The sequence below is a fragment of the Enterobacter cloacae complex sp. 309I3 genome (assembly GCF_050031595.1).
GTDB lineage: Bacteria > Pseudomonadota > Gammaproteobacteria > Enterobacterales > Enterobacteriaceae > Enterobacter > Enterobacter cloacae.
Window position 1 is genome coordinate 3,885,101 of the sequence record NZ_JBLGWI010000001.1, and the last position, 17,512, is coordinate 3,902,612.

Genomic DNA, 17,512 nt, shown 5'->3' on the forward strand with positions numbered 1-17,512 from the left:
TTATGCGTTACGTTGATGAATACCGCGCACCTGAGCAGGTGATGCAGCTTATCGGTCATCTGAAAACGCGGGCCGCCCTGCTGAAACACACGGCGGAAAAGCCGCTGCGGATCATGGAAGTCTGCGGCGGGCACACCCATGCCATTTTCAAATTTGGCCTCGATCAGCTGCTGCCGGACAACATTGAGTTTATCCACGGCCCGGGCTGCCCGGTTTGCGTGCTGCCCATGGGGCGCATTGACAGCTGTATCGAGATCGCCAGCCAGCCTGACGTCATTTTCTGTTCCTTTGGCGACGCGATGCGCGTGCCGGGGAAAAAGGGCTCGCTGCTGCAGGCCAAAGCGCGCGGCGCGGATGTGCGCATCGTGTACTCGCCGATGGATGCCCTGAAGCTTGCAACCGATAACCCTGGCCGAAAGGTGGTATTTTTCGGGCTGGGTTTTGAGACCACCATGCCCGCTACGGCGATCACGCTGCAGCAGGCAAAACGCAGCAACGTCACCAATTTTTTCTTTTTTTGTCAGCATATTACGCTTATTCCGACGCTGCGCAGCCTGCTGGACGCCCCGGACAACGGCATTGACGCGTTCCTGGCACCGGGCCATGTCAGCATGGTGATCGGTACCGGGGCCTACGGCTTTATCGCTGACGATTACCATCGCCCGTTAGTCGTCGCTGGTTTCGAACCACTTGATCTACTGCAAGGCGTCACCATGCTGGTTGAGCAGAAAATAGCAGCCCTGAGCGCGGTGGAAAATCAGTACCGCCGCGTGGTGCCGGATGCCGGAAATGAACGGGCGCAGCAGGCGATAGCTGACGTGTTTAGCGTTGAGGGCGACAGCGAGTGGCGCGGGCTGGGGTTGATTGCTGACTCCGGCGTGCGCCTGACCCCAGCCTACCGGTCGTTTGATGCAGAAACGCATTTCCGCCCACAGCCACAACAGGTTTGCGACGATCCCCAGGCCCGCTGCGGCGAGGTCCTTACCGGAAGATGTAAACCCCACCACTGCCCGTTATTTGGCAACACCTGTAACCCGCAAACGGCATTTGGCGCGCTGATGGTCTCTTCCGAAGGGGCATGTGCCGCGTGGTATCAGTACCGCAACCAGGAGAGTGAAGCATGAACACGGTTGAAATGGCACACGGCAGCGGCGGTCTGGCGATGCAGCAACTGATAAACCGGCTGTTTATGGAGGCCTTTGATAACCCCTGGCTCGCCGAGCAGGAAGACCAGGCCCGCATTGACCTCGCGTCCCTCACCGCCCAGGGCGACAGGCTGGCCTTCTCCACCGACAGCTATGTGATTGACCCGCTATTCTTCCCCGGCGGCGATATCGGCAAGCTGGCAGTCTGCGGTACCGCGAACGATGTCGCCGTCAGTGGTGCCATTCCGCGCTACCTCTCCTGCGGATTTATCCTTGAAGAAGGTTTGCCGATGGAGACGCTCGCGGCGGTGGTCAGCAGCATGGCGCACACCGCGCGCGAGGCAGGGATTGCTATCGTCACCGGCGATACCAAGGTGGTGCAGCGCGGCGCGGCGGATAAGCTCTTTATCAACACCGCCGGGATGGGGGCGATCCCTGCCGATATTCACTGGGGCGCGCAGCAACTGGCCGTGGGCGACGTGCTGCTGGTCAGCGGCACACTGGGCTGTCACGGGGCGACCATCCTTAACCTGCGCGAAGGGCTGGGGCTGGACGGGGAACTGCGCAGCGACTGCGCGGTGCTCACCCCGCTTATCCAGACGCTGCGGGCGATCCCCGGCGTGAAAGCCCTGCGGGATGCCACCCGTGGCGGCGTCAATGCCGTGGTGCATGAGTTCGCGGCCTGCTGCGGCTGCGGTATTGAACTTACAGAGCGCAGCCTGCCCGTGAAGCCTGCGGTTCGCGGGCTGTGCGAGCTGCTGGGTCTGGATCCGCTCAATTTTGCTAACGAAGGCAAGCTGGTGATAGGCGTTGAGCGCGCCGCGGCCGAAGCCGTACTTGAACAGTTGCGGGCGCATCCGTCAGGAAAAGAGGCCGCGATAATTGGTGAGGTGGTTGAGCGCAAAGGGGTGCGCCTGGCCGGACTGTATGGCGTGAAGCGCACGCTGGATCTGCCGCACGCGGAACCGTTACCCCGCATTTGCTAGAACCGCGCGAAAAGCGGTCGGCACGGAATTTATTTTTGCCCGTTTCTACTGGAAAGCACTATGCCGTATACACCGATGAGCGATCTCGGACAGCAGGGTCTGTTCGACATTACGCGAACACTTTTACAGCAGCCCGACCTGGGTGCGCTGAGCGATGCCCTGACGCGTCTGGTCAGGCAATCTGCACTGGCAGACAGCGCCGCCATTGTGCTCTGGCATAGCGGCAGCCATCGTGCGAGCTACTTCTCCACACGAGAAAACGGAAAAGCGTTTGAATACGAAGACGAAACGTATCTCGCTCACGGGCCGATACGCCGTATTCTTTCCCGGCCGGAAGCGCTGCACTGCAATTTTGAGGAGTTCCGTCAGGCGTGGCCGATGCTGGCCCGGAGCGCCTTATATCAGCCGTTTGGTCATTACAGCCTGCTGCCGCTGGCGGTGGAAGGCCACATTTTTGGTGGCTGCGAGTTTATCCGTAATACCGACCAGCCATGGAGCGAGGCGGAATATGAGCGTCTGCACACCTTCACCCAGATAGTGGCCGTCGTCGCCGAGCAGATCCAAAGCCGCGTCAGCAATAATGTGGATTACGACCTGCTGAGCCGTGAGCGTGACAACTTCCGCATTCTGGTGGCAATCACCAACGCCGTGCTCTCCCGTCTCGACATGGATGAGCTGGTCAGCGAAGTGTCGAAGGAGATCCATCACTACTTCAAAATTGACGCCATCAGCATTGCCTTGCGCGGCCATCGCAAGGGCAAGCTCAACATCTACTCCACGCACTATCTCGACGAAGCGAACCCGGCCCATGAGCAGAGCGAGGTGGATGAAGCGGGAACCCTTTCTGAACGGGTGTTTAAAAGTAAGGAGATCCTGCTGCTCAATCTCAGCGAGCAGGATGTGATGGCGCCTTACGAGCGAATGCTGTTTAACATCTGGGGCAACAAAATCCAGACTCTGTGCCTGCTGCCGTTGATGTCCGGTAACACCATGCTGGGCGTTCTGAAGCTGGCGCAGTGTGAGGAAGGGGTGTTCACCACCGCCAACCTGAAGCTGCTGCGTCAGATTGCCGAGCGTATCTCCATCGCGCTGGATAACGCGCTGGCGTATCAGGAGATCCACCGTCTGAAAGAACGGCTGGTGGATGAAAACCTGGCGCTGACGGAACAGCTTAACAATGTCGACAGCGAGTTTGGCGAAATCATTGGACGCAGCGACGCCATGTACAGCGTGCTCAAACAGGTGGAGATGGTCGCGCAAAGCGACAGCACAGTGCTGATCCTGGGCGAAACCGGTACGGGTAAGGAGCTGATTGCCCGCGCGATCCACAATCTCAGCAACCGCAACAGCCGCCGGATGGTGAAAATGAATTGTGCCGCCATGCCTGCGGGTCTGCTGGAAAGCGATCTCTTTGGCCATGAGCGCGGTGCGTTTACCGGTGCCAGCAGCCAGCGGCTGGGCCGTTTCGAGCTGGCGGATAAAAGCTCGCTGTTCCTCGACGAAGTGGGCGATATGCCGCTGGAGCTACAGCCTAAACTGCTGCGTGTGCTGCAGGAACAGGAGTTCGAACGTCTTGGCAGCAATAAGCTGATTCAGACCGACGTGCGGCTGATTGCCGCCACCAACCGCGATCTGAAAAAAATGGTCGCCGACCGCGAGTTTCGCAGCGACCTCTACTATCGCCTGAACGTGTTCCCGATTTGCCTGCCGCCCCTGCGCGAGCGCCCGGAAGATATCCCGCTGCTGGTCAAAGCGTTTACCGCCAAAATTGCCCGCCGGATGGGACGCAACATCGACAGCATTCCCGCCGAGACGTTACGCACCCTTTCCTCGATGGAGTGGCCCGGCAACGTGCGCGAGCTGGAAAACGTCATTGAGCGTGCGGTGCTGCTGACGCGCGGTAATGTGCTGCAACTCTCCCTGCCGGAGGTTTCTCTGCCGGACTCTCCCGCGACCGCGACCGACGTGGCCCAGGACGGGGAAGATGAATATCAATTGATCGTCCGCGTACTGAAAGAGACCAACGGCGTGGTGGCCGGGCCGAAAGGGGCAGCCCAGCGTCTGGGGTTAAAACGCACCACCCTGCTGTCGCGCATGAAGCGCCTTGGAATAGATAAAGAGAGCCTGATTTAAGGCGCATTCCGGCGGTGCTTTCTGGCACCGCCTTTTGTCACCCTGCGTTATTGTCCCTCATTGACACACAATATTTTCCTCTGTATAAAATTCCGCCTTAATAATGAGTTTCATTTGCATCAAAAATAACTTTAATGAAGGGTAGCGTTTAATGAAGAAGGTCATCTGCGCGTTAGGCCTGGCGGTTGCGTCGGTCAGTTCTGCTCTGGCAACCACTTATCCTCTGACCATTGAAAACTGCGGTTATAAAGAGACCTTCACCAAAGCGCCGGAACGCGTCGTGGCCCTTGGTCAAAATACCGTTGAGATTTTGCTTCTGCTGGGTCTGGAAGATAAGGTGAAGGCCAGCGCCTTCTGGCCGACCAAAGTGCTGCCGCAGCTGGCGGAACAGAATGCCAAAATCAAAACGCTCACCGTCGAAATTCCTACGCTGGAATCTATCCTTGCGCAAAACCCCGATTTTGTTCCTGCACAATTGCCGCTGCTGCTCGGGCCAGAAAGTAAGGTCGCAAAACGTGAGGATCTGGCTACCGTCGGCGTGAACAGCTATTTATCACCGGGCATGTGCGCCACTAAAAAAGCCTCGGGCGATATGTACGGCAGCCGCCAGAAGCTGTGGGACATGACATACCTTTATAAAGAGATTGAAGATTTCGCCAAAATTTTCAACGTTGAAGACCGTGGTCAGGCCGTTATCGCCAGCTTCAAAAAACGTGAGGCAGACCTGCGCAAAGAATTTGGCAAAAGCAAAAAAGATCTCTCCTTTGTGTTCTGGTTCTCAAGCGCCTCCCCTTCTGCTGATGCCTACGTGGGCGGTAAAAACAGCGCCTCAGGCTTTATCGCTGACGTACTGGGTGGCCATAACGCCATCACCGCCGAGGCCGAATGGCCAACCGTGGGCTGGGAAAGCATCATTGCCGCTAACCCGGACGTGATTGTGGTCTCAAGCCTCGACCGTAACCGCTGGGCGCTGGATAACGCGGAAGAGAAAATCAAATTCCTGAAAAGCGATCCGGCCGTCAGCCAGCTTGATGCCGTCAAAAAAGGCCATATCGTGGTGATGGACGGCCAGGCAATGAACCCGACGATCCGTACCATTTATGGCGCTGAACAGGTGGGCGAACAGCTCAGAAAACTGGGGCTGAACTGATGACGGCAGCCGTACTTCAGGCCCGACAGGGCCTGTTCCTGACCACTTCCGCCCTGCTGGCTATTGTCCTGTTGTTTCTGGTGATCGCCCTAGGTGTAAGCGTCGGAGAGTTGTCGATTCCGCTGTCCAATGTCTTTTATGCTATCGGTAATAAGCTGGGGCTGACCGCGGTTCCGCTCAACCGCATCTATGAGAGCGTGATCTGGGACTTTCGCCTGAGCCGCGCGCTGGTGGCGGCCTGCTGCGGCGCGGGACTGGCTATCTGCGGCGCGGTTTTGCAGAGCCTACTGAAAAACGCGCTGGCTGAACCTTACGTGCTCGGCGTCTCTGCGGGGGCGTCCACCGGCGCGGTTTCCGTCGTGGTGCTGGGGATGGGGACCGGCGCGGTGTCGCTCTCTGCGGGCGCGTTTGCTGGCGCATTCGCCGCCTTTGCGTTTGTCGCCTTTCTGACCAACGGCGCGCGCGGCGGCAACGAGCGCACCATTCTGGCGGGCGTTGCTGCCTCTCAGCTCTTCAACGCCATCACCGCCTATACCATCAGCACCTCTGCCAGCGCGCAGCAGGCGCGTGATGTGATGTTCTGGCTGCTGGGCAGCTTTAGCGGTGTACGCTGGCCTGAATTCCAGCTGGCACTGGTTGTGGTGCTGATTGGGTTAGCCATTTGCCTCTACTATTCCCGGGCGCTGGATGCCTTTACCTTTGGTGACGACGCCGCGGCCTCGCTGGGGATTGCCGTCCCCTGGGTGCGCCTGGCGCTCTTTACCACCACCGCACTGATTACTGCAACCATCGTCAGTATGGCCGGCTCAATCGGCTTTGTCGGGCTGGTGGTTCCGCACGTCATGCGTTTCTTGTTCGGTCCTCTGCATCGAACCCTGCTGATTGCCAGCGCACTGGCGGGGGCGATCCTGATGGTGCTGGCAGATATCGCCTCGCGCATGCTGATTGCCCCGCAAAGTCTGCCCGTCGGGGTGGTAACCGCCCTGGTTGGCGTGCCGTTCTTTGCCGTGATCATCTACCGCTCAAGGAATAAGTAATGAGTATCTGCGCTGAAAATATTACCTGGAAGGTAGGCAAAAAGGTCATCGTCAATAACGTGTCACTCAAGGTGGCGCGCGGTGAAACGGTAGGTCTGCTTGGCCCTAATGGTTGCGGTAAATCATCGCTTTTGCGCATTCTGGCTGGCCTGCGCCGCCCGGATGCGGGCTGTGTGACGCTGGACGGTCAGGACATTTCCCGCATCGCCAAAAAGCAGCTTGCGCGCCGGGTGGCCTTCGTTGAACAGCACGGCATGACCGATGCCAATATGCGCGTTCGCGATGTCGTCAAACTCGGTCGCATCCCGCATCACTCCCCGTTCTCGAATTGGAGCAAGCAGGATGACGAGACCGTTACCGCCGCCCTGCAGCGGGTGGATATGCTGGAAAAAAGCGATCAGGGCTGGCTGAGCCTCTCCGGCGGGGAGCGCCAGCGCGTGCATATCGCCAGGGCGCTGGCGCAGACGCCTACAGAAATTTTGCTGGATGAACCGACCAACCACCTGGACATTCACCATCAGATGCAGCTGATGCACCTGATAAGCGACCTGCCGGTGACCAGCATTGTGGCTATTCACGATCTCAACCATGCATCGATGTTCTGCGATTCGCTGATTGTGATGCAGCAGGGGCAAATCGTGGCCACCGGAACGCCGCAGGAGATCCTCTCTGAGACGTTGCTCTGGGACGTTTTTCGGGTCAAAACCAAAATCGAGATCTCGCCGTTCCATGGCAAAAAACACATTCATTTTATCGTTTAAGCGCCCGTAACATGATGCCCCTGCGCCCTGCCACAACGCTCTGGCCGCCCGTCTTACTGGGCAGCCAGTTTGTGTTTAACATCGGTTTTTACGCGGTCGTCCCCTTCCTGGCGATCTTTTTGCGCGACGACATGCTGCTTTCCGGCGGCCTTATCGGGCTGATTCTGGGGCTGCGTACCTTTTCGCAGCAGGGGATGTTCATCGTCGGCGGTGCGCTCTCAGACCGCTTTGGTGCCAAAATCATTATCCTCTGCGGCTGCGTCATCCGCGTTGCGGGTTATCTGCTGCTGGCATTTGGACACGCGCTCTGGCCCATCATCCTTGGCGCCTGTCTGACCGGCATTGGCGGCGCGTTGTTCTCTCCCTCCATCGAAGCGCTGCTGGCCAGGGCGGGTACGCATAGCGAGACTAAAGGTCAACGCAGCCGTGCAGAGTGGTTTGCGCTGTTTGCCGTCTGCGGTGAACTCGGCGCGGTGCTGGGCCCGGTTGTCGGGGCGTTGCTCACGGGGCTGGGGTTTCGCCAGGTGGCGCTGGCGGGGGCGGGGGTCTTCGTCGTCGCGCTGATTGTGCTCTACTTCTGCCTTCCGGCTGCGCAACACAGCAAGCAGGCACTCAATATTGTTCCCTGGTGGACAACCTTCCGTCAGCCGCGCTTTGTCGCCTTTATCATCGCCTACAGCTCGTGGCTGTTGAGCTACAACCAGCTCTATCTGGCGCTGCCCGTAGAGATCCAGCGTGCCGGTGGTAACGAGAAAGATCTCGGCCCCCTGTTTATGCTGGCCTCTGTGCTGATCATCACCATGCAGCTTCCGCTGGCCCGCTTTGCACGACGCGTGGGCGCGGTGAGAATTTTGCCGGTGGGCTTTTTACTGCTCTCGGCATCTTTTGCGAGCGTGGCGGTGTTCGCCCCGACGGTGCCGCCGGAAGGCTGGCTGCGCTTGCTGCCGTCGGTATGTTTTGTGGCGCTATTAACGCTTGGGCAAATGCTGCTGGTGCCCTCGGCGAAAGATCTGGTTCCACGCTTTGCGGAGGAATCGACGCTTGGCGCGCACTACGGCGCACTCGCCACCGCAGGCGGTGTTGCGGTGCTGCTGGGGAATTTGCTGTTTGGCAGTCTGCTGGATCGTGCGCTTGTCCCTTCGCCGCAGGCGATGTCCCCCTGGCTGCTGCTGGCCCTGTTCCCGCTATGCAGCGCGATCGCCATGAAGATCATTTGTCGCCCTTTCACACGCTGAGACGGTTACTTTTTCGGGCGATACTTTTCCGGTAATTCCGGTACCGGGCGACGATCGTCAAGCAGATGGCGTACCGTCAGGATGGGGTGACGCCACAGCATGCGGGGCCCCGCCCAGCGCATAATCTGCTTCATCTCTTCACGCCTGGCGGGCTGGTAGCAGTGTACCGGACACTGTTTACAGGCCGGTTTTTCCTCACCAAAGACGCACTTATCCAGACGCTTATCCGCATAGGCATTCAGCGCCTGATAATGTCCCTCTTCCTGAGAAGCCTCCGGGCACTGTTTTTCATACAGAGCGATCATTCTGGCGATCGTCTTTTTTTCCCGTGAAATACGTTTACCAGACATAGCGGCTCACCGACTAAAAACATGCATTAATAATACTCCTTTATCTGCCACTTTTCAGTCGTTGCATTTCGTTTTCTGAAGCCGCCTTCCACTATTAAGCCCACCCCCACCCTTTTTTACTGGTATTTTATACAGGCATTAACAACACGCGTCGCTCATCGTTACGGAGGCTATATGCAAGAGATCACCACGACCAAACACTATCGCCACTTAAAAGTCGGTTATTTCAGAAAGCGTCACGAAGACCGGAAGACCAAAATCCCGCGACGTTACAGCGTACATGCGGCGTTGAGCTTAAAAGGCGACTGGCTGGAGCAGGCAGGGTTTACTACCCACTCTCAGGTCAGGGTGGGGGTTGAACAGGGGAAAATTGTCATCGAACTACTGAAAGAAGATCTCAGCGAGAGCAGAAGAAAATAGGACGCTTACCGACGGTAAATAGAAACCCTCTGGGCCCTTGTTTCAGAATGGTATAGTTCAATTTATGGTTCGGATAAATAAAGAAATCAGGCAACACGTCGCCGAGCACATTATCCGGCAGGGAGTCTTCATTAACCTCATGGATCTTCACGGAGGTAAACTGGAAAGAGTCTTTGTTTTCGGTCCAGATATAAGACACATCCCGGCGGATAGAGGCTATCGCCTTCTCATTTTTAAAATATGTCCCGCTTAGCGCGATGACCCCGGTCTGCTTTTGCATGGTGTACATAAAATCCAGCGTCAGGTTTGCGCGGGCATCTTCATGGTAAACAACAACAGAAACTGAACAGGCTTCCGTATTTTGTTTTTTTTCTAAGTGATAATGATAAAGCCAGGACGTCAGCGCCCCAACGGCAAACAGGACGAGACACAGGATGGCAGTAGACTTTTTAGTCACTGATTGTACCCCCTAAAATAAAGCGTAACGCATCCTGCATCTTCTTCTTGCTCATACGGTTTTCTGCAAATGAGTACAGAAAGTGCCGGAGCCGTGCTGGATGAAGAGAAGTAGGCCCAGGGGTATTTTTTACAATCGAGCCCTGTTCGCATGATAATTTGCTTATAACGCGTGAAGTTACCCCTGCTTTTAATATCATCGTTTCGTGAGAAAAAATGGCAGCCATTTTCCGTACTGCTTATGGTGTAGTCTTTAAAAAAGTCTTTTCTGGAATAGTCATGGACGGCCAGATGAAGAATAAAATAGCCCAGCCCAAAAGAGAGGGCCATAAAAAGCAGTGGAAGATAGCGACGATAGTGATGACGCGGGGTCTTATCCTTCACCTGAACGGCAGCAGTTTCCGCAATCACCTCTTTCGAGCCGCTGACAGGCTGGGCTTCTGCTATCGCGCTTTCTGATTCTGTTACGTCGTTTTCAATTCGGCTGACCTTAACTTCTTTTTTAATCTGGAACCCTTTTCTGGGTACCGTGGCAACCAGCGTGTCGTCAGTCTCTCCCGTCGTGCGCAGCCCACGCCGGATAATGGAGATATTCTGATAAAGGGTATTGGCCGGAACTAACATTCCGTCTTCACCCCAAACTTTAGTGAAGAAATCCCTTTGATTAACCACTTCCGGGGCGGACTCAAGCAGAAGTACCAGACAGCGACTGGCTGGCGTGGTCAGAATGACGCTCAACTCCGGTCGGGTCATAGAGACAAGTAAGTTTTTCTCTGGACAAAATTTAATATTATCGTTAATTATCCAGAACATATGAGACTCACTATGCAATAAACAGAATCAGAAAACTGTTGCCAGAGTTAGCAAGTATACTCTGCGAATATTCCTTGTCAAAGCAGTAAGTTATGGTGTTTGTTCAGCAGTAACACCGAAATAAAATAATATGAGCATAATAGAATATTATCCCCACATCGAAGACAAATACGTTTCTGAAACAGAAAAAAAGATGACGTTATATTCTGACGCCTTTATTCCCGTTTACGTTTAATACGCAAGGAATATCGCGCGGTGTTCCTTTAGCGTTACCGGACCAGCGTGCCTGTCGCAATTGCGGCAAGACAGGCCCACGTCTTCAGTATCGCTGGAATCAGGTACGCATTTTAGTCGAAAGAGCCTGCACGTCTGTTTTCCTGTCCAGCAGAGTCCGTTATCATGGTCCGTGAACGATTCATGATAAGAAACGCAGGCTGTCATGCGTTCCAATGAGAGAGTAAGAAACCTGACAATAAAAAAGACAACTCATTGAAATTGAAAAAAATGGACACGGTAACCTAATGAGTACACTTGAAAATTTTGACGCCCATACCCCAATGATGCAGCAGTACCTGAAGCTGAAAGCGCAGCATCCGGAAATTCTGCTGTTTTACCGCATGGGCGATTTTTACGAGCTGTTTTATGACGATGCTAAACGGGCATCGCAGCTGCTCGACATCTCTCTGACCAAACGTGGCGCATCGGCAGGTGAACCCATCCCGATGGCAGGCATTCCGCATCATGCGGTAGAAAACTACCTGGCCAAGCTGGTGAATCAGGGCGAGTCGGTTGCCATCTGTGAGCAGATCGGCGATCCGGCCACCTCAAAAGGCCCGGTTGAACGCAAGGTCGTGCGTATCGTCACGCCTGGCACCATTAGCGACGAAGCCCTGCTCCAGGAGCGTCAGGATAACCTGCTGGCGGCCCTGTGGCAGGACGGCAAAGGGTTTGGTTACGCCACGCTGGATATCAGCTCCGGGCGTTTTCGTCTGAGCGAGCCGGCTGACCGGGAAACCATGGCAGCCGAGCTGCAGCGCACCAACCCGGCGGAACTGCTGTATGCCGAAGATTTTGCCGAAATGGCGCTGATCGAAGGTCGTCGCGGCCTGCGCCGCCGTCCGCTGTGGGAATTTGAAATTGATACCGCTCGCCAGCAGCTCAACCTGCAGTTTGGTACCCGCGATCTGATTGGCTTTGGGGTGGAAAACGCCCCGCGTGGACTGTGCGCCGCGGGCTGCCTTTTGCAGTATGTGAAAGATACCCAGCGCACCGCCCTGCCGCATATCCGCTCTATCACCATGGAGCGCCAGCAGGACAGCATCATTATGGATGCGGCCACGCGCCGGAATCTGGAGATCACCCAGAACCTGGCGGGTGGCGTTGAGAACACGCTGGCATCCGTCCTCGATAACACCGTGACGCCGATGGGCAGCCGCATGCTGAAGCGCTGGCTGCATATGCCCGTCCGCGATACGGATACGCTCGTTTGTCGTCAGCAGACCATTGCCGCGCTGCAGGATCGCTACACCGAACTGCAGCCTGTGCTGCGTCAGGTGGGCGATCTGGAGCGTATTCTGGCTCGCCTGGCACTGCGCACGGCGCGGCCTCGCGACCTTGCACGAATGCGTCATGCCTTCCAGCAGTTGCCGGAACTGCGTGCTCAACTGAGCGACGTCGACAGCGCACCGGTTCAGAAACTGCGCGAAACCATGGGCGAGTTTGCTGAACTCCGCGATCTGCTGGAGCGCGCTATCATAGATGCGCCGCCGGTTCTGGTGCGCGACGGTGGCGTAATTGCCCCTGGCTACAACGAAGAGCTGGACGAATGGCGCGCGCTGGCTGACGGCGCAACGGATTACCTCGACAAGCTGGAGATCCGCGAGCGCGAACGTCTCGGGCTCGATACCCTGAAAGTCGGCTATAACGCAGTCCACGGTTACTATATTCAGATCAGCCGCGGGCAGAGCCATCTGGCGCCGATTCACTATGTGCGTCGCCAGACGTTGAAAAACGCTGAGCGCTATATCATTCCTGAGCTGAAAGAGTATGAGGATAAAGTTCTCACCTCGAAAGGCAAAGCGCTGGCCCTGGAAAAGCAGCTTTACGACGAGCTGTTCGACATGCTGATGCCACACCTCGCGGACCTGCAGTTAAGCGCTGGCGCGCTGGCGGAGCTGGATGTGCTGGTAAATCTGGCTGAGCGTGCTGAAACGCTGAACTATACCTGCCCGACCTTTACCGACAAGCCCGGCATTCGCATTACCGAAGGCCGCCACCCGGTGGTGGAGCAGGTACTGAACGAGCCGTTCATCGCTAACCCGCTGAGCCTGTCGCCACAGCGAAGAATGCTGATCATTACCGGTCCGAACATGGGCGGTAAAAGTACCTATATGCGCCAGACGGCGCTTATCGCCCTGCTCGCCTACATCGGCAGCTACGTTCCGGCGCAGAAAGTGGAGATTGGCCCCATCGATCGTATCTTCACCCGCGTGGGTGCGGCGGACGATCTGGCCAGCGGCCGTTCCACCTTTATGGTCGAAATGACGGAAACCGCCAATATCCTGCACAACGCGACAGAACACAGCCTGGTGCTGATGGACGAAGTCGGACGCGGCACCTCAACCTACGACGGACTGTCGCTGGCATGGGCGTGTGCGGAAAACCTGGCGAATAAAATCAAGGCCATGACGCTGTTCGCGACGCACTACTTTGAACTGACGCAGTTGCCGGAGAAAATGGAGGGCGTGGCAAACGTCCACCTGGATGCGCTTGAGCATGGCGATACCATCGCCTTTATGCACACGGTGCAGGAGGGGGCCGCGAGCAAGAGCTATGGCCTGGCCGTCGCGGCACTGGCGGGTGTGCCTAAAGAGGTAATTAAACGCGCGCGTCAGAAACTGCGCGAGCTGGAAAGCCTGTCACCGAATGCGGCGGCCACCCAGATTGACGGCACGCAGATGTCGCTGCTGGCACCTGCGGAAGAGACGTCACCCGCCGTTGAAGCGCTGGAGAATCTCGATCCGGATTCACTGACGCCACGTCAGGCGCTGGAGTGGATTTATCGGCTGAAGAGTCTGGTTTAGTTCTCTGCAATCTTTGCCCGGTGGCGCTGCGCTTACCGGGCCTACGGGTTTTGTAGGACGGGTAAGGCGAAGCCGCCACCCGGCAAAACAGACCGCACGATGTTACCGCCCGGTAAGCGCAGCGCCACCGGGCTTTTTTTACAGCAATGGCGGAATGGTCGGTACCTGCGGCGCCTCATCAATATCCTTCTGCGTCATGCGGAACGCTTCAGGGTAATGTTCGCGACTGGTACGACGCAGCGGCTCGGTATCGCGCCAGGTATACAGGCAATGCTGGCACTGATAAACCGTCCAGATCCCTTTCACCGGTGATGTAGCCATCACCTCAATTTGCTCATCGGCACAACGTGGACAAATCATCTTTTCCTCCTTATTGGCGTGCTGCCAGCATCGCAGTCAGCTTTTCAGCCCAGGCTTTGGTTTCAGGTAAATCCTGCACCGGCTGGCTGTAGTGACCGCGGTTATCCGGCGCAACAGGCGTGGTGGCATCAATAATCAGCTTGTCGGTGATGCCTGCCGGGCTGGACCCCGGATCAAGCTCAAGAACCGACATGTTCGGCAGCTGCACCAGATCCCCTGCCGGGTTCACTTTCGATGACAGCGCCCACATCACCTGCGGCAGGTTGAACGGATCGACATCTTCATCCACCATAATCACCATCTTCACATAGCCCAGGCCATGCGGCGTGGTCATGGCGCGTAAACCGACCGCGCGGGCAAAACCACCGTAGCGTTTTTTGGTGGAGATGATCGCCAGCAGACCGTGGGTGTACATCGCGTTCACCGCCTGCACTTCAGGGAACTCCGCTTTCAGTTGCTGGTAAAGCGGCACACAGGTGGCTGGCCCCATCAGGTAGTCGATCTCGGTCCAGGGCATCCCGAGATAGAGGGATTCGAAAATCGGTTTGGTGCGGTACGAGACTTTATCAATACGGACCACCGTCATATTGCGTCCGCCCGAATAGTGCCCGGTAAACTCACCGAACGGCCCTTCAATTTCACGTTTACGGCCTTCAATCACCCCTTCCAGGATCACTTCAGACCCCCACGGCACATCGAAGCCGGTCAACGGCGCGGTCGCAATCGGGTACGGGCTTTCACGCAGCGCCCCGGCCATTTCATACTCGGACTGATCGTATTTCAGCGGCGTTGCGCCCATCAGGGTGATGATCGGATCGTTGCCCAACGTAATCGCAATCGGCAGGTCTTCACCACGCTCTTCGGCTTTATGCAGATGCAGGGCGATATCATGCATCGGCACCGGCTGCAGTCCGAGCTTACGTTTGCCCTTCACTTCCATGCGGTAAATACCGACGTTCTGCTTGCCAAAATGGTCCGGATCGAGCGGATCGCGCGAGACAACGCACGCTTTGTCGAGATAAAAACCGCCGTCCCCGTCGTTCAGGCGAAACAGCGGCAGGATGTCGAACAGGTTAATCTCTTCACCGTCCACCGTATTCTGCGCCCATGCGGGGCTGGCCCGGCGCTCCGGTGCGACCGGGAATTTATCCCAGCGGCGAATAAACTCATCGATTTGCTTTTTGACCGGGGTATTCGCTGGCAGCCCCATCGAAATGGCGTGGTTCTGCCAGGAGCCGATGGTGTTCATCACCACCCTGGCATCGGTAAACCCGCGAATGTTATCGAACCACAGCGCAGGCGCACCGTCACCGATACGTCCCGTCGCGTTAGCGGCCGCCGCCAGATCCGGCTCCGCATTGACCTCTTCTTCAATTTTCAGCAGTTGCCCTTGCTCATCGAGCGCCTGCAGGAAGCTTCTCAAATCATCAAATGCCATCGTTATTCTCCTGTGAAAAATGTTTCGCCGCCTGCAGGCCGTTCCAGCGACGCGCCTTTTTGTACTCCAGACCAAACTGGTCGAGCACGCGGGTCACGATATGCTGGGTGATATCATCGGCGGTTTGCGGGTGGTTGTAATACGCAGGCATGGGCGGCACCATCGCCACCCCCATGCGGGAAAGCGCGAGCATGTTCTCCAGATGAATGGTGCTGAGCGGCGTTTCACGCGGGACCAGCACCAGCTTGCGCCCCTCTTTCAGCACCACGTCTGCCGCACGGCCCACCAGCCCTTCGGCATAGCCCGCGCGGATACCCGCCAGCGTTTTCATGCTGCAGGGAATGACGATCATGCCGTCGGTACGAAACGAGCCGGAGGAGATGGTGGCAGCCTGATCGGCAGGACTGTGAACGACATCTGCCAGGGCGGCGACATCCTGCGCGGTATAGGGCGTTTCCAGCTCAATGGTGGTTTTCGCCCATTTCGACATCACCAGATGGGTTTCAACCTCTGGCATGTCCCGTAACGCCTGCAGTAAAGCCACACCCAGCGGAGCACCTGTTGCTCCCGTCATTCCCACGATCAATCTCATTCAGCACCTCAATTAATTTGTTCGCATACGAACATAATGACTACGTTACTCCCGGTGAGCTGAGTTGACAATATTGTTCGTACACGATCACACGTAATGCTAAAAACTGCTGCGTTAAAATCGCAGGCAATAGCGGCTATCATAGGGGGGAGATTTTTTTCGTCGGAGTGTTCATGGAACTGAGACAAGAAGCGTTCCACCTGCTACGGCAGCTTTTTCAACAGCATACTGCCCACTGGCAACATGCTTTACCGGCGCTGACCAAGCCGCAATATGCGGTGATGCGATCTGTTTCTGAAAATCCGGGGATCGAGCAGGTCGCCCTGACGGAAGTTGCCGTGAGCACAAAAGCGACGCTGGCCGAAATGCTGAGCCGCATGGAATCGCGCGGGCTGGTGAAACGCGAACACGATCCTGCGGATAAGCGCCGCCGGTTTGTCTTCCTCACGCCTGAAGGAGAAGCCCTGCTTGCAAGCTGTAAACCGGTCGGCAATGAGGTGGATGAGGCGTTTTTAGGACGTCTCAGCCAGGACGAGCGGGAACAATTTACGGCGCTGATCAAAAAGATGATGCGCGACTAGTTCACCCGGGCACGCATAAAATCAATAAATGTCCGAACCTTAGCGGGCACATGCTGGGCATCTGGATAAACGGCATAGATGCCCTGCTGAGCAAACGTGTATCCCGGTAAAAGCGATACCAGCCCCCCCGAATTCAGTGCGTTTCGCACCAGCCACTCCGGCAGCAGCGCCACACCACATCCCGCATGCGCGAAAGCCATCAGCGCCTGGGCGCTATCTGCGTACAGGCGCGGGGCTTTTTTAATCTCAAAGGCAACCAGATTGCCATCTGCATCTTTCACCTGCCAGTGCAGCGGCGAAGGTAAACGCTCGTGAACGATCCATCCGGCCTGCGCCAGGTGTTCGAGAGATTCAACGGGATGGTTAGCCAGCCATCCGGGGGCGGCAACCGGCAGGATAGTAAAGTTTGAAATCAAGGCGGCGTGGTAGCGCGAATCAGCGAGTGTTCCCAGCCGGATGGCGACATCAAAGCGCTCCGAGATGAGATCGGCATGCTGAGACGACGAAACATGACGAACGCGAAGCTCCGGATGCTGCTGGCTAAATTCGGCCAGCAAAGGCACAACCACCTGCGAACCGTATTCGGGCGTGGTGGTGATCCGCAATTCGCCGGTCAGGCCGGCATGGTTAGCGCGAACGTCATCCTGCAGGCGTTCAGCCTCCTGTAAAAGCCTGACGCTTCGCTGATGAAAAAGCACGCCCGCCTCGGTTAACGTCAGGCGACGGGTGGATCGCAACAGTAGCGTGACTCCCAGCTCATCTTCCAGCTGGCGAATATTGAAGCTGACCACGGCCTTTGTCAGCCCCATCGACTCTGCGGCGGCAGTAAAACTGCCCGCATCTGCTACCGCCACAAACATCGCCGTTCGCTGGAGATTCAGCATCGTTAACCTTCAAAATTGTCAAAATAGTTTTGACAGTATATCGCGAATTGTTGCGTTTATCGGCACCGGACAAGCCGATACGATACGC

Annotated in this window: 17 protein-coding genes; 10 read left to right on the plus strand and 7 right to left on the minus strand. The window is 56.6% G+C overall.

Annotated features, from left to right (window positions below; genetic code table 11):
* Positions 1 to 2: 2 nt before the first annotated feature.
* The 7 genes from hypD to ACQG22_RS18625 all read left to right on the plus strand — a co-directional run bounded on the left by hypD (position 3) and on the right by ACQG22_RS18625 (position 8,447).
* Positions 3 to 1,124 (plus strand): hydrogenase formation protein HypD, encoded by a 1,122-nt coding sequence (gene hypD, locus ACQG22_RS18595; protein WP_369706669.1) that lies wholly within the window; start codon positions 3 to 5, stop codon positions 1,122 to 1,124.
* Positions 1,121 to 2,131: a hydrogenase expression/formation protein HypE gene (gene hypE / locus ACQG22_RS18600; protein WP_038984755.1), complete on the plus strand. Its 1,011-nt coding sequence runs from the start codon at positions 1,121 to 1,123 to the stop codon at positions 2,129 to 2,131. The genes hypD and hypE overlap by 4 nt, the downstream gene beginning before the upstream one ends.
* A gap of 60 nt (positions 2,132 to 2,191) precedes the next feature.
* On the plus strand, positions 2,192 to 4,264 hold the full coding sequence (gene flhA / locus ACQG22_RS18605) for a formate hydrogenlyase transcriptional activator FlhA (protein WP_369706668.1): 2,073 nt from the start codon (positions 2,192 to 2,194) through the stop codon (positions 4,262 to 4,264).
* A 151-nt stretch (positions 4,265 to 4,415) separates the two neighbouring features.
* A complete protein-coding gene (locus tag ACQG22_RS18610) occupies positions 4,416 to 5,414 on the plus strand; it encodes an ABC transporter substrate-binding protein (protein ID WP_013098477.1) in 999 nt (332 codons plus the stop codon).
* The gene (locus ACQG22_RS18615) at positions 5,414 to 6,451 is read left to right on the plus strand and encodes a FecCD family ABC transporter permease (RefSeq protein ID WP_013098478.1); all 1,038 of its coding nucleotides are present in this window, start codon (positions 5,414 to 5,416) and stop codon (positions 6,449 to 6,451) included. Before ACQG22_RS18610 ends, ACQG22_RS18615 begins: the two co-directional genes overlap by 1 nt.
* On the plus strand, positions 6,451 to 7,212 hold the full coding sequence (locus ACQG22_RS18620; protein ID WP_038984751.1) for an ABC transporter ATP-binding protein: 762 nt from the start codon (positions 6,451 to 6,453) through the stop codon (positions 7,210 to 7,212). The genes ACQG22_RS18615 and ACQG22_RS18620 overlap by 1 nt, the downstream gene beginning before the upstream one ends.
* A gap of 14 nt (positions 7,213 to 7,226) precedes the next feature.
* Positions 7,227 to 8,447 carry an MDR family MFS transporter gene (locus ACQG22_RS18625; RefSeq protein WP_038984915.1) on the plus strand — a complete coding sequence of 407 codons (1,221 nt, stop codon included), beginning with the start codon at positions 7,227 to 7,229 and terminating at the stop codon, positions 8,445 to 8,447.
* Positions 8,448 to 8,452: 5 nt separating this feature from the next.
* Here the strand turns inward: ACQG22_RS18625 and ACQG22_RS18630 are convergent, their stop codons facing one another.
* The gene (locus tag ACQG22_RS18630; protein WP_028028023.1) at positions 8,453 to 8,797 is read right to left on the minus strand and encodes a nitrous oxide-stimulated promoter family protein; all 345 of its coding nucleotides are present in this window, start codon (positions 8,795 to 8,797) and stop codon (positions 8,453 to 8,455) included.
* A 174-nt stretch (positions 8,798 to 8,971) separates the two neighbouring features.
* Here ACQG22_RS18630 and ACQG22_RS18635 point away from each other — a divergent pair, with 174 nt between their 5' ends.
* Positions 8,972 to 9,217 carry a SymE family type I addiction module toxin gene (locus ACQG22_RS18635; protein WP_023621090.1) on the plus strand — a complete coding sequence of 82 codons (246 nt, stop codon included), beginning with the start codon at positions 8,972 to 8,974 and terminating at the stop codon, positions 9,215 to 9,217.
* Here ACQG22_RS18635 and ACQG22_RS18640 read toward each other — a convergent pair.
* Both ACQG22_RS18640 and ACQG22_RS18645 read right to left on the minus strand, forming a co-directional pair.
* Positions 9,195 to 9,674, minus strand: a complete 480-nt coding sequence (locus ACQG22_RS18640) for a membrane protein (protein WP_023621089.1) — start codon at positions 9,672 to 9,674, stop codon at positions 9,195 to 9,197. The genes ACQG22_RS18635 and ACQG22_RS18640 overlap by 23 nt on opposite strands.
* Positions 9,671 to 10,486, minus strand: a complete 816-nt coding sequence (locus ACQG22_RS18645; RefSeq protein ID WP_038984748.1) for a winged helix-turn-helix domain-containing protein — start codon at positions 10,484 to 10,486, stop codon at positions 9,671 to 9,673. The genes ACQG22_RS18640 and ACQG22_RS18645 overlap by 4 nt, the downstream gene beginning before the upstream one ends.
* Positions 10,487 to 11,007: 521 nt before the next feature.
* Between ACQG22_RS18645 and mutS the strand changes: the two genes are divergently transcribed.
* Positions 11,008 to 13,569, plus strand: coding sequence for a DNA mismatch repair protein MutS (mutS, locus tag ACQG22_RS18650; RefSeq protein ID WP_029883183.1), 2,562 nt, complete (start codon positions 11,008 to 11,010; stop codon positions 13,567 to 13,569).
* Positions 13,570 to 13,707: 138 nt separating this feature from the next.
* Here mutS and ACQG22_RS18655 read toward each other — a convergent pair whose 3' ends face one another.
* From ACQG22_RS18655 to ACQG22_RS18665, 3 genes are read right to left on the minus strand one after another with little or no spacing between them, the layout of a single operon-like run.
* Complete coding sequence (locus tag ACQG22_RS18655; protein WP_013098486.1) at positions 13,708 to 13,929, minus strand: non-oxidative hydroxyarylic acid decarboxylases subunit D; 222 nt, start codon at positions 13,927 to 13,929, stop codon at positions 13,708 to 13,710.
* A 10-nt stretch (positions 13,930 to 13,939) separates the two neighbouring features.
* Entirely contained in the window at positions 13,940 to 15,367 is a 1,428-nt protein-coding gene (locus ACQG22_RS18660) for a non-oxidative hydroxyarylic acid decarboxylases subunit C (RefSeq protein ID WP_062730081.1), read from the minus strand.
* Complete coding sequence (locus tag ACQG22_RS18665; protein ID WP_058660452.1) at positions 15,357 to 15,959, minus strand: non-oxidative hydroxyarylic acid decarboxylases subunit B; 603 nt, start codon at positions 15,957 to 15,959, stop codon at positions 15,357 to 15,359. The genes ACQG22_RS18660 and ACQG22_RS18665 overlap by 11 nt, the downstream gene beginning before the upstream one ends.
* Positions 15,960 to 16,132: 173 nt before the next feature.
* Here ACQG22_RS18665 and ACQG22_RS18670 point away from each other — a divergent pair, with 173 nt between their 5' ends.
* Complete coding sequence (locus tag ACQG22_RS18670) at positions 16,133 to 16,540, plus strand: MarR family winged helix-turn-helix transcriptional regulator (RefSeq protein WP_013098489.1); 408 nt, start codon at positions 16,133 to 16,135, stop codon at positions 16,538 to 16,540.
* Here ACQG22_RS18670 and ACQG22_RS18675 read toward each other — a convergent pair.
* Complete coding sequence (locus tag ACQG22_RS18675) at positions 16,537 to 17,424, minus strand: LysR family transcriptional regulator (protein WP_129327577.1); 888 nt, start codon at positions 17,422 to 17,424, stop codon at positions 16,537 to 16,539. The genes ACQG22_RS18670 and ACQG22_RS18675 overlap by 4 nt on opposite strands.
* Positions 17,425 to 17,512 lie beyond the last annotated feature (88 nt).